Source organism: Corallococcus sp. AB038B, from assembly GCF_003668955.1.
GTDB lineage: Bacteria > Myxococcota > Myxococcia > Myxococcales > Myxococcaceae > Corallococcus > Corallococcus exiguus.
The window spans coordinates 1-24,546 of the sequence record NZ_RAWO01000015.1; the positions used below are offsets into that span (position 1 = coordinate 1).

Here is a 24,546-nt window from a genome sequence, read left to right on the forward strand (position 1 = left end):
TCCGTTTCGGCCGGAGCACACGCACTCGCGGCCGTTTGCTCCCCGCCATGGCGATTCATGCTCGCACAGCAGCGCTTATGCATCCTTTGGATGCATCAGAATCGTTAATTTTTTCTCATCCCCTCAGTGCTCGCCCGCGCGCTTCTCACCGGCTTCCACGCGCAGGGACAGGCGGTTGCCGCGCGGAGGCAGTGGGCAGGTGGCGAAGCGAGAGAAGGCGCACGGCGGATTGTAGGCGCGGTTGAAGTCCAGCACGACGCGCCCGTCCTTGTCCGGCAGCGGCGCTTCGAGGAATCGGCCGGCGCCGTAGGTGGTGTCGCGGTTCGTCTCGTCGCCGAAGACGATGAACAGCTCTTCGTCTCCCGCTTCCCCCACGGGCGTCAGGCGGTACTCCTTGCCCGCCACCGTGAAGACGAGCGTGCCGGCGGCCTTCATCTCCTCCGCGTAGCCCAGCACCGTGGGCACGCTGAGCATGCGCGGCTTGTCGTCCGGCACCAGCCGCGCCTCCACCTTCCAGTCTGAGCTGGCCGGATACAGCGGGATGCCGTGGAACTGCTTGCGCGTCGCCGCCTCTGAATCCTTCACCCGCACGCCCAGCCGGTCCTTCCGGCGGATGATCTGGAAGTTCACGGTGCCCAGCCGCACCACGTCCGGCGCTTCCTTCTCGTCTGTCTTCAGCGCGCCTCCGGTGAAGGGTTTGCCCTCCAGCGTGAAGGCCACACCCGGCGCGGGCTGGAAGCTCACGGTGTCACCCTTGCGCACGAAGGTCCCCGCCCTGGCCGGCGCCGACGAGGGCAGTGGCACCGCGCTGTCGGGCGCGGAGCCCGCCGTCTGCTCGCCCTCCTTCAACCAGGTGAGCCCCACCAGCGTCAGCCATCCGTCTGGCGATTGCAGGCGTTGCAGCCGTTCGGCGTGCCACGCCTGGGTGGCGGCGGCGACGTCCTCCGCGGGGGCCTTCTTCTCCGCCTGCGCGGCGGGTTTCGGGAGGGGCTTCGTCGCGGGCGGCGAGGCCTGTAATGCCAGGGACAGGACCAGGGCGAGGGTGCTCATGCGGATGGGCCTCGAAGGGCGGGAGGGGCAGGGGCGCTGGGGCCAATGTCTAACAGGTGCCCGTCCCGGTTGCGCGCGGTCCTCCCGCCGTGCAAAGGCTTGAGAAACCTTCCATGAACCTGGACCTCCATCCCGCGTCTCCGGCCAGTGCCCTGCGCAAGCTCGCGCTGGGGACGTGGCGCGCGCCCCGCGACCCCACCGCCTACGCGGCGCTGGAGGTCCGCATGGAGCCGGCGCTCGCGTTCATGGCCTCGCACCGCACGCTCACCGGCCGCCGCCTGACGGTGACGCACCTGGTGGCGAAGGCCGCGGCGGATGCGCTGCGCCGCTACCCGGAGGCCAACGTCGTGCTGCGCGGCCAGCGCCCGTGGCTGCGCGAGGACGTGGGCGTCTGCGTGCTGGTGGTGCAGCCGGCGAGCGGCGCGTCGCGCGTGGACCTGACCACCGCCACCGTGCACCGCGCGGACCAGAAGTCGCTGGAGTCGCTGGCGGACGCCATGGAGTCGCGGGTGTCGCGGGTCCGCGCGCGCGAGGACGTGGAGATTGAACGGGGCAAGCGCCGCTCGTCGCTGTTGCCCGGCTGGCTGATGGGCCCCGCGCTGCGGCTGTTGTCCTTCGTCTGGTACGGCCTGAACGTGAACCTGCGCCGCGTGGGCATGCCGTTCGACCCATTCGGCTCCGTGGCGGTGACGAACCTGGGCTCACTGGGGCTGGAGCGGGGCTTCGTCGCGATGGTGCCCTACACCCGCGTGCCGCTCCTGCTGGCGCCCGGGCTGGTGCGGGACGTGCCCGTGGTGCAGGACGGGACGCTGGTGCCCGGCAAGGCCATGACGCTCACCTGCACCTGGGATGCGCGCCTCATCGACGTGGACCTGGCCGCGCGGGTGCTCCGGCACATCGGTGGCGCGCTGGAGGATCCCCGGGGGTGGGATGCACCGGGGACCGAAGCGCGGTAGAACAGGGGCGTCATCCGGAGGTCGGCACCATGTCCGTGGATCCCTTTCGTCGCGTCGGTTCGTCCCGTCCCGTGGGACGGGTGCTGAGCGGCCAGGACCGCTTCGAGAAGGAAGCCCTGGAAGGTCCTCCCGAGGGCCACCTCGCCATGGACCGCCGCCAGCGCATGGCCGGCGGCCCGCTGCCGGTGAACGGCGAGAGCCCCTTCGCCGCGAAGATGCGCAAGCTGGCCGCGTCGAACCCGGACGGCAAGGAAGACTGACGCGGTCCTTCCTCGCCGGGCCGCTCAGACCTGCCCGGCGCCGCCGTCCACGAAGAGCTCCGCGCCGTTGACGAAGCTGCTGTCGTCCGATGCGAGGAACAGCGCCGCCTTCGCCACCTCGTCCGGCTGCCCCATGCGTCCCAGCGGGATGAGGCTGGTGAGGTACTCCTTGATCTGCTTCGCCCCCGCCGCGTCGGCCGCCAGCCCGTTGAGTCCCGGCGTGTCGATGGGGCCCGGGCTGAGCGTGTTCACCCGGATGCGCCGCCCCTTCAGGTCCGTTGCCCAGGTGCGCGCGAACGAGCGGACCGCCGCTTTCGTCGCCGCGTAGACGCTGAACGCCGCCGAGCCGTCCGAGCCCGCGGTGGAGCCCGTCAGGATGACGGAGCCGCCGTCCTTCAAGAGCGGCAGCGCCTTCTGCACCGAGAACAGCGTGCCCTTCACGTTGACGCTGAACGTCTGGTCGAAGTGCGCCTCCGTGATGGAGCCCAGCGCCGCGAACTCGCCGCCGCCCGCGTTGGCGAACACCACGTCCAGGTGGCCCGCCTCCTCCTTCACCCGCGCGTAGAGCCGGTCCAGGTCCGCCATCACGGACACGTCCCCGCGCACGCCCACCGCGCCGTGGCCAATCTCCTGCACCGCCCGGTCCACCTCCGCCTGCCGGCGGCCGGTGAGGAACACCTTCGCCCCCTCCTGCGCGAAGCGCTTCGCGGACGCGAAGCCGATGCCCGTGGTTCCACCCGTGACGACCGCCACCTTCCCGTCGAGCCTGCCCATCGTCCTGCTCCTTGGTTATGGACTTTATGGTCCACATCTAAAGATGGTGGACCGAACGGTCAATAACTTTTATTTTCAGGGCATGGCTCGGCCTCGGACATTCGATGAAGCGCAGGTGCTGCGGGCGGTGCGCGACCAGTTCTGGAACAAGGGCTACGCGGCGACGTCCATGGACGACCTGATGCAGGCCACGGGGCTGGGGAAGGGCAGCCTCTACGGGGCCTTTGGCGACAAGCATCAGCTCTTCCTGAAGGTATTCGACACGTACTGCGTGAGCTCCGTGGAGTCGGTGAAGAAGACACTGGAGGGGCCGGACGCGGGAGCGCTGGAGCGGTTGCGCCAGTACATGCTGGGGGTGGCCACCGCGTCGGCTGCGCCCGCGAACCGGCGTGGGTGCCTGCTGGCACGCGGCACGTCGGAGCTGGCGGCGCAGGACGCACACGTGGCCGACCGGGCGCTGGAGACCTTCCGGGGGCTGGAGGCCGCGTTCGTGCGCTGCCTGGAGCAGGCCCGGGAGCACGGGGACCTCGCGGCCCACGCGGACCCCCGGAGGTTGGGGGCCATGCTGCTCGCGGTCTTCCGGGGGGTGGAGGCCGTGGGCAAGGCGGGCGTGGACGAGGCCAGCCTGCGCGGCATGGTGGAGACGGCATTCGAACATCTGCCCGCCCCGGTGAAGCGCCGCCGCTGATTGTCTTTGGGTGGGCCGGATTCCTGGGGTATTGGGCTTTCACGTACCTGGCACGGTAGGGCTGCTTGTTTCCCCCAAACAAAGGCACCCCTCCATGAAGCATTTCGAGTCTGGGTTTGTCGTGATGTGCGCCCTCGCGCTTGGCTGCGGTCCGTCAGCGGAGCAGGGCGCGCTCGGAGAACAGAAGCGCGAAGTCGTCTACGGCACGGACAACCGGTTGGACGTCTACGCCCATCCGGACGCCACGCTGCGTGCGCGGGCGGAGCAGGCCGCCGTGGGCATGGTGCACCCGGGGTTCATCGACCTGACGGACCCGAACAACGTCACCTTCCCTGGCTCGAACCTGGGCACCGGCCTCAACCTCTGCTCCACCGAGCGCTTCTGGAGTGACCCTCGGGCGGCCTTCTGCTCCGGCACGCTCATCGACGATGACCTGGTGCTCACCGCGGGGCACTGCGTGGGCAACGTCGCGGAGTGCGCCGACACGTACTTCGTCTTCAATTTCTTCCGGACCGCGGCGGGCGTGCTGCACCCCATCACGTCGCAGGACGTCTTCACCTGCGACTCCATCGTGGCGCGCCAGCACGGCACGTCGAACGGGCAGAACCTGGACTACGCCATCGTGCGCCTGGACCGGTCCGCCACGCCGCGCTTCACCCCGGCGCCCGTGCGCACGGGCAACACCGCGCTGGGCGCCGCGCAGAACGTGGCCGTCGTCGGCGGCAGCAGCGGCACCCCCATCAAGCTCGACTCCGGCGGCTCGGTGCGTGACGCCCGCGCGAGCACGCGGGACTACTTCGTGTCCAACTCGGACACGTTCCCCGGCTCGTCGGGCGGGGCGGTGTACGAGCTGGACCAGCACACCCTCGCGGGCATCCTCGTGCGCGGGTACGGGGTGGACTACGTCGCCAACGGCAGCTGCAACGTGGTGAACGTGTGCCCGGAGACGGGCTGCACCGGGTCGGAGAGCACGTACGTCTACCCGGCGCTCAAGGGCGTGTGCACCGAGCTCCAGAACGGCAGCACGCGGCTGTGCGCCGGGATGCCGCCGGCGCCGGTGCGCCCGGTCAACGCGTTCGGCTACACGACGAGCGACACCTGGGACGCCACGCAGAACACGGTGGACCGGGCGTACACGCTCGGCGTGGGCGACGTCATCCAGGTGAACGCCTGCGGTCTGCCGGACTTCCCCGTCACGGGCTATCCCAAGCTGCGCCTCGTCGACGCCCAGGGCAACGAGGTCGCCTCCAGCTTCGACGGGTGCGGCTTCAAGCTCCGGATGCAGACCGCTGGCGCCTACACCCTCCGCGCTGGCTGCGACTACACCGATAGCTGCAGCGCCACGGTGGAGGTGAAGGTCACCCTGAACGCGAACCTCACGCGGGGCACGTTGCCCTTCAACCTCACCCACACCAACAGCGGCACGCGCAACACCGCCAACCTGAACGTGACGCTGACCCCTGGACAGACCCTCGACGTGGGCACCTGCGCCGTGGAGAGCGCCAACGGCGTGGGTGACACCATCGTGCGGGTGCACGGCTCCTCGGGCGTGCCGGTGGCGGAAAACGACGATGCCTTCGGCACCTGCGGCTCGCTTTCGCGCGTCACCTACCACATGAACGTGGTGTCCCCGGCGGAGCAGTACCAGATCCGCATCGGCTGCTTCCGCAACACGAGCTGCAGCGGTACGGCCGCCTACATCATCTACTGAGGCGTCGTCCCCTCTTCCGGTGACCCCCGCGTTCAGGCTAGGCACAGAGGCCTGAACGCGGGTGCGAGCGGTCACTCACCGGGATTGGGGGCATTGATGCGGAAGGCACATGCGGTGGCGGCGTCGATGGTGGTGCTGATGCTGGGGCAGACGGGCTGCTATCGGACGAGCATCGTCACGAACCTGCGGCCGGAGCCCAAGGTCCACCAGGACCGGCAGTGGTTCACGGCGGTGGGCCTGTTGCCCGTGTCGAGTCCCCCTGGCAGCGAGTGCAAGAACGGCATCGCGTGGGCGCAGAGCCGCGCGACCCCCAGCGACTTCCTCATCCAGGCGGGCCTGGCGGTGGCGGGCGCGTTCATCGGGTCGGCGGTGTGCGCCGGCGGCAACCGGACCGAAGAGGACCAGGCCAACTGCGCCGCGATTGGCCTGCTGGTGCCCACGCTCCTGGTGGGCTCGCGCACGGTGGCCTACGCCTGCGCGTCGGAGTCCCAGAACGTCAACCTGCGGCAGGACCTGGGCCAGGAGACGCCGGCCCGTGTCCCGGACTCCGTGAACGCGCCGGAGGAGGGCGAGGTCCCGGTGCTGGAGACCCCGACTCCGCCGCCGCTGCCGCCGCCCGGCTCCGTGCCGGACTCGAGCCCCGGACTCTGAAACGCCTCCGGACGCGGCGCGCGAAGGTGTCCGCGCCGCGCCCGAAGGGGTCTGTCTATTCGCCGCGCCGCTTGGAGCGCGTCCGGGCCCAGCCCGCGTTGGACTGGTTGCGCTGCACCCGCTTGTGCTCGCGCTGCGCGGTGGCGTCCGTCTGGCGGTGCTGGAAGGCCTGCTCGCGCAGGAGCTTCGCGAAGTTCGCGCGCCGCTCCTCGGGGATCGTGCCGTTCTCCACCGCCGCCCTCACCGCGCAGCCTGGTTCACCCTGGTGGCCGCAGTCGCTGAAGCGGCAGCCGGTGGCCAGTGCGAGGAGGTCCGCGAAGGCGTTGGCCAGGCCCTCCTCGTCGTCGCCCCACAGGCCCAGCTCGCGCATGCCGGGCCCGTCGATGATGAGGCCGCCGTGATCCAGCACGAACAGCTCGCGGTGCGTGGTGGTGTGCCGGCCCTTGTCGTCCTCTGGCCGCACGGGCTGCGTGACGAGGCGCGCGGCGTCCAGCAGCCGGTTGGCGAGCGTGGACTTGCCCACTCCGGACGAGCCCAGCAACACGCCCGTCCTGCTGGGAGGAAGCCGTGCGCGCACGTCCTCCACGCCCATGCCCGTTCGCGCGCTCACCGCGAGCACGTCCACGCCGGGGGCCAGGGCCTCCACCTCCAGGACGCGCTCGGCCGCGTTGTCCGCGAGGTCCGCCTTGCTGAGGAGCACGACGGGCGTGGCGCCGCTGTTCCAGGCCACGGTGAGGGAGCGTTCGACGCGGCGGGGGTTGAAGTTGCCGTCCAACCCCACGACGAGGAACACCACGTCCACGTTGGCGGCGATGAGCTGGCCGTCGTGTTCGCTGCCCGCCTCGCGCCGCTTCAGGAGGCTGCGGCGGGGCAGCACGGAGTGCATCAGCGCCTCGCCGTCACCGGACGCGGGCGGTTGCAGGAGGACCCAGTCGCCCACGGTGGGCAGGGCCTCCGCGCCCTGGGCCTGATGGAGGAGGCGTCCGGACGCGCGTGCGAGGAAGGCCGCGCTGGCGGTCTGCACGGTGAGCAGTCCCCGCTGCTGGCGCACGACGCGCCCGGGGACGAGGGACGAGGAGGAAGACGACTGCGAGACGGTGTTGGACAGCGCGAGGTCGAGGTCGGGACCCCAGCCGAGGGTTTCAAGTGACACTTGGGGAACTCCGGGCAGAGCGATGCCTGGGGCGCGGGGAGAGGACTCCGGGACGCCGGGCGTGAAGGAGGCGGGGCTCGCGCTGCGACGGACGACGGTGATGCGACCGGCTCAGCGGATGAGCGCCCGCGTGGCGGACAGGGCCGCGACGACGACAAGGGGCGGAGTCATCAGGACAGGTCTCCTCAAGGTGCGTGGAACCACCGGCGGTCATCGCCGTTCCGTGCGGGACCCTAACAATTCCTGTCGGCCGCTGGCCACCCCCGTGCGTTTTCCCCCTTGAACCTCACGCGACGTGAGGTTGTACCCATGACATCCAGTCACGCGAAGACCGTGGCTGGAAAGGGGTGAGGCATGCAGCACACGGAACTGAAGGTCGGGGAGCTGGCCCGGCGCACGGGGCTGTCCATCCGCGCGCTGCACCACTACGACGAGATTGGGTTGCTCAAGCCCTCGGCGCACACGGCGTCGGGGCATCGGCTCTACACGGCGGAGGACATTGCCCGCCTGAGTCACATCCTGTCGCTCAAGCAGCTCGGGTTCTCGCTGGAGGAGATTGCCGAGACGCTGGGCCGGGCGGACTTCTCCGCCCTGCGCGTGGTGGAGCTGCGGCTCCAGCGGGCCCGGGAGCAGCTGGCGGAACAGCGTCAGCTCTGCGACCGCCTGGATTCCCTCGCACGGCAGCTGCGCGCGGCGGAGCCGGTCTCCGCCGACGACTTCCTACAGACCATCGAGGCCATGACCATGTTCGAGAAGTACTACACCCCGGAGCAGTTGAAGGAGCTGGAGGCCCGTCGCCAGGCGATGGGTGACGACGCCATCAAGCAGGTGGAGGCCGAGTGGCCCCGCCTCATCGCGAGCATGCGCGAGCAGATGGAGCAGGGCGCCGACCCCGCGTCCGAGCCGGTGCGAGCCCTGGCCACGCGCTGGCGCGAGCTCGTCCGCGCCTTCACGGGCGGCAACCCCGGAATGGAGAAGTCGCTCCAGACGATGCACCAGCAGGAGCCGCGGATGGCCCAGCGTCAGGGCCGCGACCCGAAGCTCATGGAGTACGTGGGCCGGGCCATGGCCTGTCTGGACGCGCCGAAGTAAAGCCAGACACGGCGACGGCCGCCAGCGAAGGGCTGGCGGCCGTGCCGTCATTCCAAGGCATCAAGGCTACTGGCCGCCGATGGTGCCGTTGGAGCCGCCGGTGCCGGTGCCGCCCACGCCACCCATGGTGCCGCCGGAGCCGCTGGTGCCGGTGCCGCCGACGCCGCCCGTGCCAGTCGTGCCGCTGGTGCCGCCCGTGCCGGTGCCGCCCGGGTTGATGACGGTCGAGCCGTTGGACTCGTTGCCGGGCTCGGTGGCGCCGGTGGTGCCGGTGCCCGTGCCGCCAATGGTGCCGGTGCTGCCGGAGCCACCAATGGTGCCGTTGCTACCGGAGCTGCCGACGCCGGTGGTGCTGGTGCCCGCGCCGCCGTAGGTGCCGGTGCTCGTCGAGGGCGGCGTGTACGTGCCCGTGGACGGAGCGGTGCTCCCGGTGCCGTAGGTGTCCGTGCTGGAGCCGGTGGTGCCGGTGCCCGTGCCGATGCCACTGGTCCCGGTGCCGCCGGTGCCGGAAGTGCTACCGCCCGTGGTGCCGGTGCCGGTGGTGCCCGGAGTCGGGTTCACGCCAGTGCCAGAGCCACCCGTGCCGGTGGCGGTGTTGCCCGTCTGCACGCCCGTGGAGTTGGTGGTGCCGGGCGTGACCGTGCCCGACGAGCCAGCGGTGCCCGTCTGCCCGCTGTTGATCATCTCCGGCGAAGCGCCGGAGGACCCAGGAGTCGTCCCGGGGCTCGAACCGTCGCCTACCTGTTGGGCGAGCGCGCTGGTGGAGAGCAGGAAGCTGAAGGCCAGTGCCGCGGTGCCAATGGAGCGTCGCATGTCAGGAATCCTTTCCCGTCGCTTGAGGCGTAAAGGTGTGTGCTTCACCGGACAGGGCAACCCGTCAGGAGCAGGCGGCACATGGCAGGCCGCCAGCTCGCAGGTCATTCATGGGACGAAGCACGCGGGACAGGGGTTGCACGCACGTGCGCCCTGCGCGCTCAGGGCGACGGGCCAGGCACGTGCCTCCGCCTCTTCTTCCGGTGTTAGCAGGCCGGTCATGCGCATGCGCCGCAGCCGTCCATCCCTGCGCGGCTGAAGGCGGTCGATGAAACATTCAGGGTGCTTTCGCCACTGTGGATCATCATTCATCGTGACGAGCAGCGCCGCCTCCGCCAGCGTGAGATCCGCAGCCTCCTTTCCCAGGTAGTGCCGGGCCGCTTCGGGGAGGTCACGGGGTCCATGCCCCAGCGGCACCCGCCGCGCTTCGAAGGCCAGCAGTTCCTCCGCCGTCCAGTGACGCGTGAGCCAGATGCCCAGCGTCAAGCGCTCATGCAACAGCAGGCGCTCCGAACCCTCCGGGCGCCAACGCCGGGCGATCGCGTCCGCCAGCGTCCATCCCGGAGGCACATCCATCCGAGACGGCTTGGACACGAGGGGGCGCGTCACGGTCCACGCGACGGTCCAGGGCCACATGGGCTTCACCGTCATCGAGCCCCAGGGCTCATAAAGGCTCCAGTACACCCGGGCGAGGTTCGCCGGCAGCCGGTCGGTGGCGTCCGGCGGAGTGGGAAGCGAGGGAAGCTCCCGCAGCGTCATCCGGTACCAACCCTCGAATGCGGCCAGGAGCCCCACGAACATGAGGCACAGCCCGCACAGTCCGAGGCCCACGAGCCGCATCCGCCGACGGAAACGCCATGAGAAAGGCATGCCCTCCACGGATTGCAGGGCGTGGGCCACGTCCCAGGTGTCCAGCAGGCGGGCATTCGTGTCGCGGTGAGCAGTCTCCGCCCCGTTTCTGTGCTGTCCTCCGGTCCCGGGAGGAGCGTGCGTGAGCGGACGGGAAGGGCATCTGGCGGCGGGCCGAAAGAGCGCGCGCCTCGCGCGGAGCGTGGGCGCCCGTGCATGGCCGCTCACGCTCGTCATCGCCGCGGGCCTGGGCCTGCTGCTCTACGTCTCCACCACCAGCCTGCCGTATCTCATCGCCTCACCCGCCGGAGACGCGCACCTGGGCGCTCTCAATGACTGTCTGGCACGGCAGCTCGATGGGGTCACTCGGCTGGGCTGGGCCGTGGCGCCGGATGCGTCGCGCGCGGCGGTGTTCGGGCCCCGCGTCGTCGCGGTCTGCGGCGAGGATGGCTCGCACTCGCGCTTGGAGATCCCCGGCACCACCGCGCTCGCCTTCGACGGCGCACGCCGTCTGTGGGCCGCCGCCGGAGGCCACCTGCTGCGGGAGCGGGACGGCGCGCTGCTGCCGGTGGGCGACATCACTCCACCGGAATGGCTGATCGGCCACGCGGGCGGAGTCCTCGCGCTGGATGCCACCGGGCAGCTCGTCTCCGTGGCGCCGGACGGCAAGGTGCTGGGCCAGGCGCAGGTGCCGGGTCCGGGAGGCCGTCTGTCCATCGGCCCTGGCGGCGTGCTCGCGGCGGTGGAGTGGGGCGGCGGCGTCATCGTCTACGACGCGCGCACCCTGGAGCTCGTCCGGGCGGAAGCCCCGTGCGCCGTGGAGTTCCTGTGGTGGCTCGACACCGCGGATCAGGTCCTGCTGGCCTGTGGCGCCACCGCTTCCCCGGACGCATCGGGGCCGGGCTCACTGCGCTTCGATGTCCGCACGGGAGCACGCGAAGTGATGCCCGCACGCACTCGCGCGCCTGCCCGAAGGCTCTCGGGGCGGGCGTTGTATGTGCAGGGGTGCGATGGCTTCCCGTGCACCGCCTCGCCTCCCTGAAACTGTTATGGGGAGGTTTCTCCTCGGGCCCGCGACTGCGACCCGGGGCTTTCGGGGTTGGTGGGGCTCAGGTCCGGGCACGTCGTTCAGTGCCTGACACCTGGGGCCATTCCACCCCGGCTTTACATTCGACAAACCCGCGAACTCATTGGACGTTCCTGGGATCGCGGACCGGTTTCGCAGGACCGGTCGCAACGCTTTCGCCGATCAGGGGTTTCATTCGTGGACGACACCAAGGCTTCCAGCTCCTCCGCTCCCCGCAAGCGCGCCAACGGCCGAAAGACAGCCGCCACCGCCGCAAGCCAGGAGGCTGGCCCTCCAGGCGCCCGCTCGCAGGGCAACGTCGCGGCCAACCGGCTGAGCAACGTGGAGGCGACGCGTGCCGAGCCCGCGACCGCCCGCCGAGCTCCCTCGCGAAGCCGCAATGGCAACAGCCGCTCGGCCGCCGATGACGGCCTGCGCCCCGGTGGCCCTCCTCCGCTCCAGCAGCTGCTGGCGGCGCTCCGGGCCGTGCAGGGCGGTGACTTCTCCGTGCGGCTGCCGTCGGGCGCGCAGGACGTGGTCATGGATGAGATTGCCCGCGCGTTCAACGCGGTGGTGACGCTCAACTCCACGCTCACCCACGAGATCGTCCGCGTGGAGCGCGTCGTCGGCCGCGAAGGCCGCATGGGCGAGCGCGTGAACCTGGGCGACGTGCGCGGCGACTGGGCCACCAGCGTCCAGTCCATCAACGCCCTCATCGGCGACCTGGTGCAGCCCACCACGGAAGTCGCCCGCGTGCTGGTGGCGGTGGCCGAAGGCGACCTCACCCAGAAGATGGCGCTGGAGATCGACGGCCAGCCCGTGAAGGGCGAGTTCCTCCGCATCGGCACCACCGTGAACGCGATGGTGGATCAGCTCAACAGCTTCGCCGCCGAAGTGACGCGCGTCGCGAAGGAGGTCGGCACCGAAGGCAAGCTGGGCGGTCAGGCCGACGTGAAGGGCGTGTCCGGCGTGTGGAAGGACCTCACGGACAACGTGAACGTCCTCGCCGGCAACCTCACCGCGCAGGTGCGAAACATCGCGGAAGTGACGACGGCGGTGGCCCGCGGCGACCTGTCCCGGAAGATCACCGTGGACGTGAAGGGCGAGGTGTTGGAGCTGAAGAGCACCATCAACACGATGGTGGATCAGCTCAACAGCTTCGCCTCCGAAGTGACGCGCGTCGCGCGCGAAGTGGGTACGGAAGGAAAGCTGGGCGGTCAGGCCGCGGTGTCCGGCGTGTCCGGCACGTGGAAGGACCTCACGGACAACGTGAACTTCATGGCGTCCAACCTCACGACGCAGGTGCGCGGCATCGTGAAGGTGGTGACGGCGGTCGCCAACGGCGACCTCACCCAGAAGCTGATGGTGCCGTCGCAGGGTGAAATCGCCGCGCTGGGCGCCACGCTGAACAACATGACGGACACGCTCAACGTGTTCGCGCAGCAGGTGACCAGCGTCGCGCGCACGGTGGGCGTGGAGGGCAAGCTGGGCGCCCAGGCCCAGGTGCCCGGCGCCGCGGGGACGTGGAAGGACCTCACGGACAACGTGAACCTGATGGCGTCCAACCTCACCAGCCAGGTGCGAAACATCGCGGAGGTCTCCACCGCCGTCGCCAATGGTGACCTGTCGCGGAAGATCACCGTGGACGTGAAGGGCGAGGTGCTGGAGCTCAAGAGCACCATCAACACGATGGTGGACCAGCTCCGCGCGTTCGCCGCGGAAGTGACCCGTGTCGCGAAGGAAGTGGGTACGGACGGCAAGCTGGGCGGTCAGGCCGCGGTGCCCGGAGTCGGCGGCACGTGGAAGGACCTCACGGACAACGTGAACAGCATGGCCTCCAACCTCACCACCCAGGTGCGCAACATCGCCCTGGTGACGACGGCGGTGGCCACCGGTGACCTGTCCAAGAAGATCACCGTCGACGCGCGCGGAGAGATTCTCGAGCTGAAGAACACCATCAACACGATGGTGGACCAGCTGAACAGCTTCGCCTCCGAAGTGACCCGCGTGGCGCGTGAAGTCGGCACGCACGGCAAGCTGGGCGGTCAGGCGGAAGTGAAGGGCGTGTCCGGTACGTGGAAGGACCTCACGGACAACGTGAACTTCATGGCGTCCAACCTCACCACCCAGGTGCGAGGCATCGCCAAGGTGGTGACCGCGGTCGCGAACGGTGACCTCACCCAGCGCCTGAAGATGGAGGCCAAGGGCGAGGTGGCGGAGCTCGCGGACACCATCAACGCGATGACCCAGACGCTCTCCATCTTCGCGCAGCAGGTGACGGACGTCGCGCGCACGGTGGGCGTGGAAGGCAAGCTGGGCGCCCAGGCCGTGGTGCCGGGCGTCGCGGGCACGTGGAAGGACCTCACCAACAACGTGAACCTGTTGGCGAACAACCTCACCGATCAAGTCCGTAACATCGCCGAGGTGACGACGGCGGTCGCGAAGGGCGACCTGTCCCGGAAGATCACCGTGGACGCGAAGGGCGAGGTGCTGGAGCTCAAGAGCACCATCAACACGATGGTGGACCAGCTCCGCGCGTTCGCCTCGGAAGTGACGCGCGTCGCGAAGGAAGTGGGCACGGACGGCAAGCTGGGTGGTCAGGCCGACGTGAAGGGCGTGTCCGGCGTGTGGAAGGACCTCACGGACAACGTGAACAGCATGGCCTTCAACCTCACCACCCAGGTGCGCGGCATCGTCAAGGTGGTGACGGCGGTGGCCGACGGCGACCTGTCCCAGAAGCTGGTGATGGAGGCCAAGGGCGAAATCGCCGCGCTCGCGGACACCATCAACGCCATGACCCAGACGCTGTCCGTCTTCGCGCAGCAGGTGACGGACGTGGCGCGCACGGTGGGCGTGGAGGGCAAGCTGGGCGCCCAGGCGGAGGTGCCGGGTGTCGCCGGGACGTGGAAGGACCTCACGAACAACGTGAACCTGCTGGCCAACAACCTCACGGCCCAGGTGCGAAACATCGCGGAGGTGACGACGGCGGTCGCGAACGGCGACCTGTCCAAGAAGATCACCGTGGACGCGAAGGGCGAGGTGCTGGAGCTCAAGAGCACCATCAACACGATGGTGGACCAGCTCCGCGCGTTCGCCGCGGAAGTGACGCGCGTCGCGAAGGAAGTCGGTACGGAAGGCAAGCTGGGCGGTCAGGCCGACGTGAAGGGCGTGTCCGGCGTGTGGAAGGACCTCACGGACAACGTGAACGTCCTCGCCGGCAACCTCACGGACCAGGTGCGCAACATCGCCAAGGTGACCACGGCGGTGGCGAATGGCGACCTGTCCCAGAAGATCACCGTGAGCGTGAAGGGCGAGGTGTTGGAGCTGAAGAACACCATCAACACGATGGTGGACCAGCTCCGCGCGTTCGCTTCGGAAGTCACGCGCGTCGGTAAGGAAGTGGGTACGGAGGGCAAGCTGGGCGGCCAGGCCGCGGTGCCCGGCGTCGCGGGCGTGTGGAAGGACCTCACGGACAACGTGAACGTCCTCGCCGCGAACCTCACGGATCAGGTGCGCAACATCGCCAAGGTGACCACGGCGGTGGCCTACGGCGACCTGTCGCAGAAGATCTCCGTGGAGGCGAGGGGCGAAATCCTGGAGCTCAAGAGCACCATCAACACGATGGTGGACCAGCTCCGCGCCTTCGCTTCCGAAGTGACCCGCGTCGCGAAGGAAGTGGGTACGGACGGCAAGCTGGGTGGTCAGGCCGCGGTGCCCGGCGTCGCCGGCACGTGGAAGGACCTCACGGACAACGTGAACAGCATGGCGTCCAACCTCACCAGCCAGGTGCGCAACATCGCCCTGGTGACGACGGCGGTCGCGAACGGCGACCTGTCCAAGAAGATTACGGTCGACGCGAAGGGCGAAATCCTGGAGCTGAAGAACACCATCAACACGATGGTGGACCAGCTCAACAGCTTCGCCTCCGAAGTGACCCGCGTGGCGCGTGAAGTGGGCGCGGAAGGCAAGCTGGGCGGTCAGGCGGAAGTGAAGGGCGTGTCCGGTACGTGGAAGGACCTCACGGACAACGTGAACTTCATGGCCCGCAACCTCACGACGCAGGTGCGCGGCATCGTGAAGGTGGTGACGGCCGTCGCCAACGGCGACCTCAAGCAGAAGCTGGTGGTGGACGCGAAGGGCGAAGTGGCCGCCCTGGCGGAGACCATCAACAACATGACCGACACGCTGGGCATCTTCGCGGAGCAGGTGTCCTCCGTGGCCCGCGAGGTGGGCGTGGAAGGGAAGCTGGGCGGCCAGGCCCGCGTGCCCGGTGTGGCCGGCACGTGGAAGGACCTCACGGACAACGTGAACTTCATGGCCTCCAACCTCACCACCCAGGTGCGCGGCATCGTGCGCGTGGTGACGGCGGTGGCCAACGGCGACCTGACCCAGAAGCTCATCGTGGACGCGAAGGGCGAGGTGGCGGCGCTCGCGGACACCATCAACAACATGACCGACACGCTGGGCACCTTCGCGGAGCAGGTCTCCACGGTGGCCCGCGAGGTGGGTATCGAAGGAAAGCTGGGCGGCCAGGCCCGCGTGCCCGGCGCTCGCGGCACGTGGCGGCAGCTGACGGACAACGTGAACCAGCTGGCCGGTACGCTCACCAGCCAGCTGCGCGCCATCTCCGACGTGGCCACCGCCGTGACCAAGGGTGACCTGACCCGCAGCATCACGGTCGTCGCCGAAGGCGAGGTCGCGGCGCTGAAGGACAACATCAACCAGATGATCGTCAACCTGCGTGAAACCACGCAGAAGAACCAGGAGCAGGACTGGCTCAAGACGAACCTGGCGAAGTTCAGCGGCATGATGCAGGGCCAGAAGTCCCTGGACGCCGTCAGCCGCCTCATCATGAGCGAGCTGACCCCGCTGGTGTCCGCGCACCACGGCGCCTTCTTCCTCTCCGACCCCGAGGGCGGCATCCCGTCCCTCAAGCTCACCAGCACCTACGCGTACCGGGAGCGCAAGCACCTGGCGAACCGCTTCCGCCTGGGCGAGGGACTGGTCGGCCAGTGCGCGCTGGAGAAGAAGACCATCCTGCTGACGCGCGTGCCGTCGGACTACATCACCATCTCCTCCGGGCTGGGTGAGTCCGCGCCGCTCAACATCATCGTCCTGCCCGTCCTCTTCGAGGGCGAGGTGAAGGCCGTCATCGAGCTGGCCTCGTTCCACCCGTTCAGCGCCATCCACCAAATCTTCCTGGATCAGCTGACGGAGAGCATCGGCGTGGTGCTCAACATGATCATGGCGAACATGCGCACGGAGACCCTGCTCTCCGAGTCGCAGCGCCTGACCCAGGAGCTCCAGAGCCAGTCGCGCGAACTCACCCAGCAGCAGGATGAGCTGAAGCGCACCAACATCGAGCTGGAGGACAAGGCGAAGGAGCTGGCGGACCAGAACACCCGCGTGGAGGAGAAGAACCGCGAGGTGGAGCTGGCGCGCGTCAGCCTGGAGGAGAAGGCGGAGCAGCTCACCATCATCTCCAAGTACAAGAGCGAGTTCCTGGCCAACATGAGCCACGAGCTGCGCACGCCGCTCAACTCGCTGCTCATCCTCGCGAAGCTCCTGTCGGACAACAAGGACGGGAACCTCTCCAACAAGCAGGTGGAGTACGCGAACACCATCTACGCGTCCGGCGGGGACCTGCTCAGCCTCATCAATGAGATCCTCGACCTGTCCAAGGTGGAGGCGGGCAAGATGCAGGTGGAGCCCCGGGACATCGTCCTCACGGAGCTCAACCAGTTCATCGACCGCAGCTTCCGCCCGGTGGCGGACCAGAAGGGCCTCACCTTCCAGGTGGAGGTGCTCACGGGCACGCCGCGCCACGTGCGCACGGACCCGCAGCGGCTGCAGCAGGTGCTCAAGAACCTGCTCTCCAACGCCTTCAAGTTCACCGACGAGGGCGGCGTGAAGCTCACCGTGCGCCTGGCGGACAAGGGCATCCGCTTCGACCACGAGGCGCTGCGCCGCTCGCGCCACGTGCTGGCCTTCGCCGTGAAGGACACCGGCATCGGCATCGCCAAGGACAAGCAGCGCATCATCTTCGAGGCGTTCCAGCAGGCGGACGGCTCCACCGCGCGCAAGTACGGCGGCACCGGCCTGGGCCTGTCCATCAGCCGTGAAATCGCCAAGCTGCTGGGCGGCGAAATCCGCCTGGAGAGCGAGCCGGGCAAGGGCAGCACCTTCACCCTCTACCTGCCGCCGGAGTACCAGGGCGCGGACGAGGAGAACGGGCAGGGCAACGAGGAGGCCAGTCGCGCGCTGGGAGCCCTGCCGGAGACGCACGCCACCCCGTCCACGTCTGGCACCGCCACGGCGACACCGCCGCCGCTCGCTCCGGTGTCCCCGGTGGCCGAGCCGCAGGCCCACGTGCTGGACGCCGCGCTGCCCCCGCAGGTGGAGGGCTCGCACACGCCCGTCGTGGTGGAGGACGACCGCGAGTTCATCCGCGAGGGCGACCGCACCTTGCTCATCATCGAGGATGACCTGAAGTTCGCCCGCATCATGGTGCAGATGGCGCGCGAGAAGGGCTTCAAGGCCCTGGTCGCCACGCGAGGTGACAGCGGCCTGTCCATGGCGCACGAGTACCAGCCGGACGCCATCACCCTGGACATCCAGCTGCCCGTGGTGGACGGCTGGAGCGTGCTGGACCGCCTCAAGCGCAACCCGCGCACGCGCCACATCCCCGTCCACATCATCAGCGTGATGGACAAGCACCTGGGCAACACCCAGGGCGCGTTCGGCTACCTCACCAAGCCCGTGAGCAAGGAGGGACTGGAGCGCGTCTTCGGACAGCTGTCGCGCTTCCTGGAGCGCCGCGAGCGCCGCCTGCTCGTCATCGAAGATGATGACGTGCAGCGCAACAGCCTCACCCAGCTGCTCAGCGACGGTGGTGACGTCGTCGTCACCGCGGTGGCGTCCGGCCAGGAGGCCCTCACGAAGCTGGAGGAGAACGAGTACGACTGCCTCGTCATCGACCTCCTATTGCCCGACATGGACGGCATCAAGCTGGTGGAGGAGGTGAAGACGCAGCAGCGCTTCCGCGACCTGCCCATCGTCGTCTACACCGGCCGTGAATTGACGCCCAAGGACGAGTCCCGTCTGCGGCGTTACACCGGCAGCGTCATCCTGAAGAGCGGCGCGAAGAGCCCCGACCAGCTGCTCAGCGACACCGCGCTCTTCCTGCACCGCCTGGACGAAAACCTCCCGGCGCGCGCGCGCGCGGCCCTGGCGCAGCGCAACGACCAGGACGCACCGCTGGCCGGCAAGAAGGTGCTCCTGGTGGATGACGACATGCGAAACATCTTCGCGCTCACCAGCGTGCTGGAAAATCACAGCATGCAGGTGGTCTTCGCGGAGAACGGGCGGGCTGCCATCGAGATGCTCGGCCAGCACCCCGACGTGGATGTCGTGCTGATGGACGTGATGATGCCGGAGATGGATGGCTATGAAACCATGCGTGCCATCCGCAAGGACCCCAAGTACGCCAGCCTCCCCATCATCGCCGTCACCGCGAAGGCGCTGAAGGACGACCGGGAGAAGTGCATGGCGGCCGGCGCGAGTGACTACCTGCCCAAGCCGGTGGATACCGATAAGCTGTTGGAACTGGTCCGGCTATGGGTGAGTGCTTGATACTCAACGAGGACGATCCATCCTCCCTCCCCCCAGGCACTTCCGTCTGGAGGGGGCCGGCCCTAGCCTTGTTCGCCGTGTATCGGGTCCCCTGACCCACGCGCTCCCCCACCGCGCACATGAACTCCACTGAGCACACTCCGGAACGTCCCCAGGAAGCCGCCGCCACCCCGCGCGCGGCCATCCTGATGGTGGACGACCATCCGGCCAACCTGCTGGCGTTGGAAGCCATCCTCGAGCCGTTGGGTCAGGACCTGGTGAAGGCGACCAGCGGAGAGGAGGCGCTCAAGCAGCTGTTGCAGCGCGACTTCGCGGTCATCCTGATGGACGTGCAGATGCCGGGGCTGGACGGGTTCCAGACCGCGGCGCTCATCAAGCAGCGCGAGCGCACGCGCACCATCCCCATCATCTTCCTCACCGCGCTCAGCCGTGACGCGGCGCATGTCTTCAAGGGCTACGCGCACGGCGCGGTGGACTACCTGCTCAAGCCCTTCGACCCGGAAATCCTCCGCTCGAAGGTCAGCGTCTTCGTGGACCTGTTCCTCAAGGAGCAGCAGCTCCAGCGTCAGGCGGCCCTCCTGCGCCAGCGCGACCGCGAGGCCCTGGAGCGCCAGAGCGCGCTGCGCTACCGCCGGCTCACGGAGTCCCTGCCGGAGCCCATGTGGGCGGCTCGCGCGGATGGGGCGCTGACGTACGCCAACCGCGCCTGGCGCGACTACACCGGCCACCACGAGGGGTATGAGCTGTCGCTCTCCTCGTTCCTCCTGGACGTGCACCCGGCGGACCGCGAGCGGATGCGCGGCGTGTGGAGCGACGGGGTGGTGCAGGCGCAAAGCAGCACGCAGGAGTTCCGGCTGCGGCGCAAGGACGGCGTCTACCGCTGGCACCTGGCGCGCGCGGTGCCGGAGAACGACGAGCACGGGCAGTTGGTGGGTTGGCTGGCCATCGCCACGGACATCGACGACAAGCGGCGCGCGGAGGAGGCGCTGGGGCGCTTCAAGACGACGCTGGACGCCACGCTGGACTGCGTCCTGATGTTCACCCCGGACTCGCTCACGCTCGCGTACGCGAACGCGGGCGCGGCCAAGCAGCTGTCCTCCTCCGTGGAGGAGCTGGTGGGCCTGTCGGTGCTGGAGGTGGAGAGCGCCTTCGACGAGACGGGCTTCCGCAAGCTGCTGGCGCCGCTGATGTCCGGCACGCTGCCGTCACAGACGTATTCCACCAACCACCGCCGCCGCGACGGCTCGGAGGTCCCGGTGGAGGTGGTGCTCCAGTACGTGGCGGAAGGGGAGGGCCCCGGCCGCTTCATCTCCGTGGCGCGAGACATCACCGAGCGCCAGCGCGCGGAGACGGCGCTGCGGTTGGCGAGCGAGGCGAAGGACGCGTTCCTCGCCGCCGCGAGCCACGAATTGCGCACGCCGCTGGCCGCGGCGAAGGGCCACGCGCACCTGGCGCTGCTCAAGCTGGGCGGGCAGACGGAGGCCGGCCCCGGCAAGTCGCTGCAGATCATCAACCGGCAGATCGACCGCATGGCGAAGCTGGTGGAGGACCTGCTGGACATCAGCCGGCTGCAGGCGGGGCGGCTGTCATTGGAGCTGGAGCCGTTTGATTTGTCGCAGCTGGTGCTGGAGACGCGGGACCGCATGGCGGTGCTGTCTCAAACGCACGAGCTGAAGGTGGAGGTCCCCGAGCGCCTGGAGGGCACGTGGGACCGGGGGCGGTTGGACCAGGTGCTGACGAACCTCTTGTCCAACGCCATCCGCTACTCGCCGGAAGGTGGCCAGGTGCTGGTGCGCGTGGTGGCGGAGGGCGACGGCGGCGTGCACCTGTCCGTGAAGGACCAGGGCGTGGGCATCCCCAGCGAGAAGCAGCGCCTCATCTTCGAGCGCTTCGGCCGCGCGCACGGCAGCAAGTACGGCGGGCTGGGGCTGGGGCTCACCATCAGCCAGGGCATCGTGGAGCAGCACGGCGGCCGCATCTGGGCGGAGTCCACGGGCACCGCCGGTCAGGGCTCCACCTTCAACGTCTGGCTGCCCCGGCGCACGGAGGCCCAGGCGGCGACGCCGACGGAGTCCTCGCGCACGCCGAGCTGAACCTTCCGCGTCGGGTGGGGACGCGGTGGAAGGCCGCTTGCGTCCCAAGGGGACGCGGCGCGTAGGGCCGGTGTCTCTGGGAGGGCCGTTGGTATGGCGCGTGCTCAGGGACGGGGCATGTCCACTCCCTCGCGGCCCAACATCCTCATCCTGACGGTCGATCAGCTCCAGTTCCCCCCGTTCGCCTATGGGCCTGATGGCGGCTTCCTGCCGGCCATCAAGGACATCCTGGGCTTCGTGGACGAGGGTGGGGAGGACAACCCGTTCCGGAAGTTCTTCCCCGGCTTCGCGGCGCTGCGGAAGAACGCGGCGGTGTTCCGCAACCACACCATCGCGGCGTCGGCGTGCACTCCCAGCCGCGCGGTCATCTACACGGGGCAGTACGGCACGCGCACGGGCGTCACGCAGACGGACGGCTTGTTCAAGAGCGGTGACGCGGCGGCCTTCCCGTGGCTGTCCGCGGATGGGATTCCGACGCTGGGGCACTGGTTCCAGAAGGCGGGCTACCACACGCACTACTTCGGCAAGTGGCATGTGAGCAATCCTCCGGACCACTCGCTGAAACAGTATGGCTTTGATGACTGGGAGCTGTCGTATCCGGAGCCGCACGGGGCCTCCATCAACAACCTGGGCGCGTTCCGTGACGAAGGCTTCGCGGACCTGGCGTGCGGCTTCCTGCGGCGGATGGCATTGGGTGAGCCGTACAACCGGGCGCTGGCGGAGCAGTCATACGAGGCGCCCCGGGCCGCCGCGCCGGGTAGCGAGCCCCAGCCGTGGCTGGCGGTGGCGTCGTTCACCAATCCGCACGACATCGCGACGTATCCCATCCTGCCGCGGCAGTTGGATCCTGCGGGGCCCAAGGTGGGACCGTTGACGGTGCCTACGGGGGGACGGTCGGTGGCTCCCACGGGGGGGACGTTCACGGTGCCGCTGAACCCGCTGGGGTTCCCGCAGGACAACGCGAGCGTGCCGTCGAACCTGCACGACACGTTGGAGAACAAGCCGGCCTGCCAGCGGGACTACGCGTACAAGGTGGGGCTCGCGCTGTCGTCGAAGACGGGCCTGACGATGCACCAGGCGAACGAGAACATCGACCCGGTGACGGTGACGTTGAACGCGGGCATCCCGTTCCAGCTGACGCACGACCCGGAGAAGGCGGCGCTGCGCTTCCAGCAGTACTACGCGTGGCTCATCCACCTGGTGGACGGGCACATCGAGCGGGTGCTGCGGACGCTGGACGAGACAGGGCTGCGGGAGAACACGGTGGTGGTGTTCCTCTCCGACCACGGCGAGTACGGCGCGGCGCACGGCTACCTGATGGAGAAGTGGCACACGTCCTACCAGGAGGCGCTGCACGTGCCGCTGGTGGTGCAGTTCTCCGAGGAGCAGAAGACGCGATACATCGACGCGCTGACGAGCCACGCGGACATCGTGCCCACGGTGCTGGGGCTGGCGGGGATTACCCGCGAGGAGCAGGCGGCGATCCGCACGGACCTGAGGCTCCACCGCCCGGTGCCGCCGTTCGTGGGAGCGGACCTGAGCCCGCTGGCGAGAGGCGAGTCCACCACGGTGCTGGAGCCCAACGGCACGCCGCGAGAAGGCGTCCTCTTCATCACGGACGACGAAATCACGGAGCCGCTGCCGCGCACGGGTGACCCGCACCAACTGCACGACGACGCGCTGTTCACCGTGTACTCGCGAGCGGTGGAGCGGCTGCGGGAGCAGGGCAAGGTGCCCGGGTTGAAGCCTGGAGCGGTGTGCCAGCCGAACCACGTCCGTTGCGTGCGCACGCCCCGCTGGAAGCTGGCGAGGACGTTTGACCCGTCCGGAGAGCACGCGGACCAGTGGGAGCTGTATGACCTGGAGACGGATCCGCTGGAGATGGAGAACCTGCTCGTCTTCGACCAGCCGTTCCCGACGCTGATTCCGTCACTGCCGCGAGGGCTGTCCCGCGTGGAGGTGGAAGAGGCGGCTCGCGCGACGCATGCGCTGCTGGGGCGGTACGAGGCGGAGAAGCTGTCGCCCTGGCCGCAGGGTTAGAGGAACCGGCGGAGCCACTGGTTCGTGTCGTGTTGGAAGGGGAGGAGCTCTTCGCCTTTGTATTGGAAGAGGAAGGGCTCCATCAGCCGGGCCAGTGCGCGGTACTGGGGGGGAATGGCTTTCGTCTGTGTGTCGATGGGGTCTGGCCATTCGTCGAGGGTGACGAGGACGCGGTCGCCGTCCATGGGGAGCAGGGAGACCTCCGGGAAGTGGAGCGCGTTCCGGAGCGCGTCGATGCCGCCCAATTGTCCCAACAGGGGCTGACCCAGGAAGGTGAGCCAGGCGGGCGCGAGGGCGTGCGTGCCGATGACTGCGCTGAGCTCCCTGTTGTTGTATGCGTCCAGTCCCGGATACCGGGCGAGGAGCGCTTCGGTGAGCTTCCAGTCGCCTGAGCTGAACAAACCTTGGGGTGAGACGATAGCGAAGCTGGCGTAGCCGAAGTTGAACGGCAGCTCGTACCCCAGTTGGAGCGCAAGGGATTGAAGGTGTGAAGCCCCGTGCTCCCGGAGGTATTCGGTCGGGAACGTGAACGACACCGAGCTGATGGGGTCCTCAAGGATGGGATCCCCGAGTTGCCGCCCGTAGTATTCGAAGTGATAGCCGCCAGCCTCGCTCGGACTCTCCATGAGTTCGATGGATCGGAGGCCGTTCCAGGGCGGCTCCAGCAGACACTGCCGGAGGTGTTTCCATCCGGCGTCATCGAGCGGCGCCATGTCTCCGTCGTCGGACGGGTACCAACCCAGCGTTCCATCAGGAATGGCTCGAAGGTAGGTTTGCAGGGCGCGCCATACCGCAGGGGCGAAATCCGCAGGGGTGCGCTGGATGAAGAAGGAGATGACGATGCCATCGCGTCCCGCGAGCCAGCCTTTCCTGGCGCGAAGCTGGATGCTTGGAAAGTTGTCCCTCATCGCGGCCTCACTCCATTGCCCGGAGAGATGAGTAGCGCCGGTCCGCCCAGTGCTGCCTTGTAGATCTCACCCTGGGTCCTGCCGATGTATGGACTGCTGGGGCCATACTCCGTCCACTTTGGCAGGTTGCTATCAGGGCAGGGGAACTTGAAGTCCAGGGTGAGCGCGGACTTGAGCAGGTCGCGGTCTCCGTGCAGGACGAGGTCCGGCTTGATGGTGCCTCGGAGTTCCTCGGTGCAACCTTCGGCGATGAGTCGCGCTTCCTTCTCTCGGCTGATGGTCTCCAGGAAGCGGGCGTTCGGGTAGTAGCGGTAGCGCTGCTCGATGCTGAAGGGCGCGGGCCACAGCTCCTTCAACACTTGTTCGGCACACGCGAGGGCGAGCACGTGCTTCTGCTTGCCGAGTTGCATGGCCCGCGTCACGGGCTTGCCGCAGCGGTCGTGCTCCACCACCTCGGCGCACTCCTGGCGTGTCGGAGGTCGGTTTTCGAAGTAGCGCGCATTGCCCAACTGCTCCGCCTGGACCGCGCACTCGGCGAGCTGCTTCTCAAGCTCATCCGCGTCATGGTCCTGCTGCATCAGCGCGAGCACGGCCGGCGGGATGGCCCGGACCAGGGGTGACGCCATGGCCTGGGTCGCGGCCCTCGCGGACGCCTGCTCCGCCACATACGCCGCGTGCCGTGCCTTGCCGGCGGTCTCCGAGTCCACGAAGCGCAGGTCCCCATGCCGGGAATGCCGTGAGCCGCCTGCACACGCTGTCAGCAGGACACAGGCCACCCAGAGGCTCGTCACGGGACGCATGCGCCGGACT

17 protein-coding genes are annotated in these 24,546 nt (G+C 68.7%); 10 read left to right on the forward strand and 7 right to left on the reverse strand.

Annotation, left to right across the window (positions count from 1 at the left end):
- Positions 1-123: 123 nt before the first annotated feature.
- Positions 124-1,050 (reverse strand): DUF1684 domain-containing protein, encoded by a 927-nt coding sequence (locus D7Y04_RS36615; protein ID WP_121762333.1) that lies wholly within the window; start codon positions 1,048-1,050, stop codon positions 124-126.
- Positions 1,051-1,163: 113 nt separating this feature from the next.
- On the opposite strand from D7Y04_RS36615, the gene D7Y04_RS36620 reads away from it, so the two are divergent.
- Complete coding sequence (locus D7Y04_RS36620; RefSeq protein ID WP_121762334.1) at positions 1,164-2,006, forward strand: 2-oxo acid dehydrogenase subunit E2; 843 nt, start codon at positions 1,164-1,166, stop codon at positions 2,004-2,006.
- Between the two features lie 29 nt (positions 2,007-2,035).
- Positions 2,036-2,266, forward strand: a complete 231-nt coding sequence (locus D7Y04_RS36625; protein ID WP_120578950.1) for a hypothetical protein — start codon at positions 2,036-2,038, stop codon at positions 2,264-2,266.
- Positions 2,267-2,290: 24 nt separating this feature from the next.
- On the opposite strand, the gene D7Y04_RS36630 is transcribed toward D7Y04_RS36625, so the two are convergent.
- Positions 2,291-3,040: a glucose 1-dehydrogenase gene (locus D7Y04_RS36630; RefSeq protein ID WP_121762335.1), complete on the reverse strand. Its 750-nt coding sequence runs from the start codon at positions 3,038-3,040 to the stop codon at positions 2,291-2,293.
- Between the two features lie 82 nt (positions 3,041-3,122).
- Here D7Y04_RS36630 and D7Y04_RS46015 point away from each other — a divergent pair, with 82 nt between their 5' ends.
- The 3 genes from D7Y04_RS46015 to D7Y04_RS36645 all read left to right on the forward strand — a co-directional run bounded on the left by D7Y04_RS46015 (position 3,123) and on the right by D7Y04_RS36645 (position 6,090).
- On the forward strand, positions 3,123-3,728 hold the full coding sequence (locus D7Y04_RS46015; RefSeq protein WP_171808606.1) for a TetR/AcrR family transcriptional regulator: 606 nt from the start codon (positions 3,123-3,125) through the stop codon (positions 3,726-3,728).
- A 94-nt stretch (positions 3,729-3,822) separates the two neighbouring features.
- Positions 3,823-5,439, forward strand: a complete 1,617-nt coding sequence (locus tag D7Y04_RS36640) for a serine protease (RefSeq protein WP_121762337.1) — start codon at positions 3,823-3,825, stop codon at positions 5,437-5,439.
- A 96-nt stretch (positions 5,440-5,535) separates the two neighbouring features.
- Entirely contained in the window at positions 5,536-6,090 is a 555-nt protein-coding gene (locus tag D7Y04_RS36645; RefSeq protein WP_147477274.1) for a hypothetical protein, read from the forward strand.
- A 55-nt stretch (positions 6,091-6,145) separates the two neighbouring features.
- Here the strand turns inward: D7Y04_RS36645 and rsgA are convergent, their stop codons facing one another.
- Positions 6,146-7,243: a ribosome small subunit-dependent GTPase A gene (gene rsgA / locus D7Y04_RS36650; RefSeq protein WP_120595329.1), complete on the reverse strand. Its 1,098-nt coding sequence runs from the start codon at positions 7,241-7,243 to the stop codon at positions 6,146-6,148.
- A 354-nt stretch (positions 7,244-7,597) separates the two neighbouring features.
- Between rsgA and D7Y04_RS36655 the strand changes: the two genes are divergently transcribed.
- Positions 7,598-8,335, forward strand: coding sequence for a MerR family transcriptional regulator (locus D7Y04_RS36655; RefSeq protein WP_121753300.1), 738 nt, complete (start codon positions 7,598-7,600; stop codon positions 8,333-8,335).
- 66 nt (positions 8,336-8,401) lie between these two features.
- Here the strand turns inward: D7Y04_RS36655 and D7Y04_RS44195 are convergent, their stop codons facing one another.
- Together D7Y04_RS44195 and D7Y04_RS36665 are read right to left on the reverse strand one after the other, a co-directional pair.
- Positions 8,402-9,148 carry a hypothetical protein gene (locus D7Y04_RS44195; RefSeq protein ID WP_158620630.1) on the reverse strand — a complete coding sequence of 249 codons (747 nt, stop codon included), beginning with the start codon at positions 9,146-9,148 and terminating at the stop codon, positions 8,402-8,404.
- A 108-nt stretch (positions 9,149-9,256) separates the two neighbouring features.
- A complete protein-coding gene (locus D7Y04_RS36665) occupies positions 9,257-9,979 on the reverse strand; it encodes a transglycosylase domain-containing protein (RefSeq protein WP_147477275.1) in 723 nt (240 codons plus the stop codon).
- A gap of 160 nt (positions 9,980-10,139) precedes the next feature.
- On the opposite strand from D7Y04_RS36665, the gene D7Y04_RS36670 reads away from it, so the two are divergent.
- The 4 genes from D7Y04_RS36670 (at position 10,140) to D7Y04_RS36685 (ending at position 22,828) form a co-directional block, all read left to right on the forward strand.
- Positions 10,140-11,039, forward strand: a complete 900-nt coding sequence (locus D7Y04_RS36670) for a hypothetical protein (RefSeq protein WP_121762340.1) — start codon at positions 10,140-10,142, stop codon at positions 11,037-11,039.
- A gap of 222 nt (positions 11,040-11,261) precedes the next feature.
- Positions 11,262-18,695 (forward strand): HAMP domain-containing protein, encoded by a 7,434-nt coding sequence (locus D7Y04_RS36675; protein WP_121762341.1) that lies wholly within the window; start codon positions 11,262-11,264, stop codon positions 18,693-18,695.
- Positions 18,696-18,814: 119 nt separating this feature from the next.
- The gene (locus tag D7Y04_RS36680; RefSeq protein ID WP_121762342.1) at positions 18,815-20,788 is read left to right on the forward strand and encodes an ATP-binding protein; all 1,974 of its coding nucleotides are present in this window, start codon (positions 18,815-18,817) and stop codon (positions 20,786-20,788) included.
- Between the two features lie 117 nt (positions 20,789-20,905).
- Positions 20,906-22,828 carry a sulfatase-like hydrolase/transferase gene (locus D7Y04_RS36685; RefSeq protein ID WP_121762343.1) on the forward strand — a complete coding sequence of 641 codons (1,923 nt, stop codon included), beginning with the start codon at positions 20,906-20,908 and terminating at the stop codon, positions 22,826-22,828.
- Here the strand turns inward: D7Y04_RS36685 and D7Y04_RS36690 are convergent.
- On the reverse strand, positions 22,825-23,736 hold the full coding sequence (locus D7Y04_RS36690) for a DUF3396 domain-containing protein (protein ID WP_121762344.1): 912 nt from the start codon (positions 23,734-23,736) through the stop codon (positions 22,825-22,827). The two genes, D7Y04_RS36685 and D7Y04_RS36690, sit on opposite strands and share 4 nt — an antisense overlap.
- A complete protein-coding gene (locus tag D7Y04_RS36695; RefSeq protein ID WP_121762345.1) occupies positions 23,733-24,536 on the reverse strand; it encodes a hypothetical protein in 804 nt (267 codons plus the stop codon). Before D7Y04_RS36695 ends, D7Y04_RS36690 begins: the two co-directional genes overlap by 4 nt.
- Positions 24,537-24,546 lie beyond the last annotated feature (10 nt).

Excerpts from the sequence above, each read along its gene's own strand:
- D7Y04_RS36615 (WP_121762333.1), bottom strand. The coding sequence starts at position 1,050 with ATGAGCACCCTCGCCCTGGTCCTGTCCCTGGCATTACAGGCCTCGCCG.
- D7Y04_RS36620 (WP_121762334.1), top strand. The coding sequence starts at position 1,164 with ATGAACCTGGACCTCCATCCCGCGTCTCCGGCCAGTGCCCTGCGCAAG.
- D7Y04_RS36625 (WP_120578950.1), top strand. The coding sequence starts at position 2,036 with ATGTCCGTGGATCCCTTTCGTCGCGTCGGTTCGTCCCGTCCCGTGGGA.
- D7Y04_RS36630 (WP_121762335.1), bottom strand. The coding sequence starts at position 3,040 with ATGGGCAGGCTCGACGGGAAGGTGGCGGTCGTCACGGGTGGAACCACG.
- D7Y04_RS46015 (WP_171808606.1), top strand. The coding sequence starts at position 3,123 with ATGGCTCGGCCTCGGACATTCGATGAAGCGCAGGTGCTGCGGGCGGTG.
- D7Y04_RS36640 (WP_121762337.1), top strand. The coding sequence starts at position 3,823 with ATGAAGCATTTCGAGTCTGGGTTTGTCGTGATGTGCGCCCTCGCGCTT.
- D7Y04_RS36645 (WP_147477274.1), top strand. The coding sequence starts at position 5,536 with ATGCGGAAGGCACATGCGGTGGCGGCGTCGATGGTGGTGCTGATGCTG.
- D7Y04_RS36655 (WP_121753300.1), top strand. The coding sequence starts at position 7,598 with ATGCAGCACACGGAACTGAAGGTCGGGGAGCTGGCCCGGCGCACGGGG.
- D7Y04_RS44195 (WP_158620630.1), bottom strand. The coding sequence starts at position 9,148 with ATGCGACGCTCCATTGGCACCGCGGCACTGGCCTTCAGCTTCCTGCTC.
- D7Y04_RS36680 (WP_121762342.1), top strand. The coding sequence starts at position 18,815 with ATGAACTCCACTGAGCACACTCCGGAACGTCCCCAGGAAGCCGCCGCC.
- D7Y04_RS36685 (WP_121762343.1), top strand. The coding sequence starts at position 20,906 with ATGTCCACTCCCTCGCGGCCCAACATCCTCATCCTGACGGTCGATCAG.
- D7Y04_RS36690 (WP_121762344.1), bottom strand. The coding sequence starts at position 23,736 with ATGAGGGACAACTTTCCAAGCATCCAGCTTCGCGCCAGGAAAGGCTGG.
- D7Y04_RS36695 (WP_121762345.1), bottom strand. The coding sequence starts at position 24,536 with ATGCGTCCCGTGACGAGCCTCTGGGTGGCCTGTGTCCTGCTGACAGCG.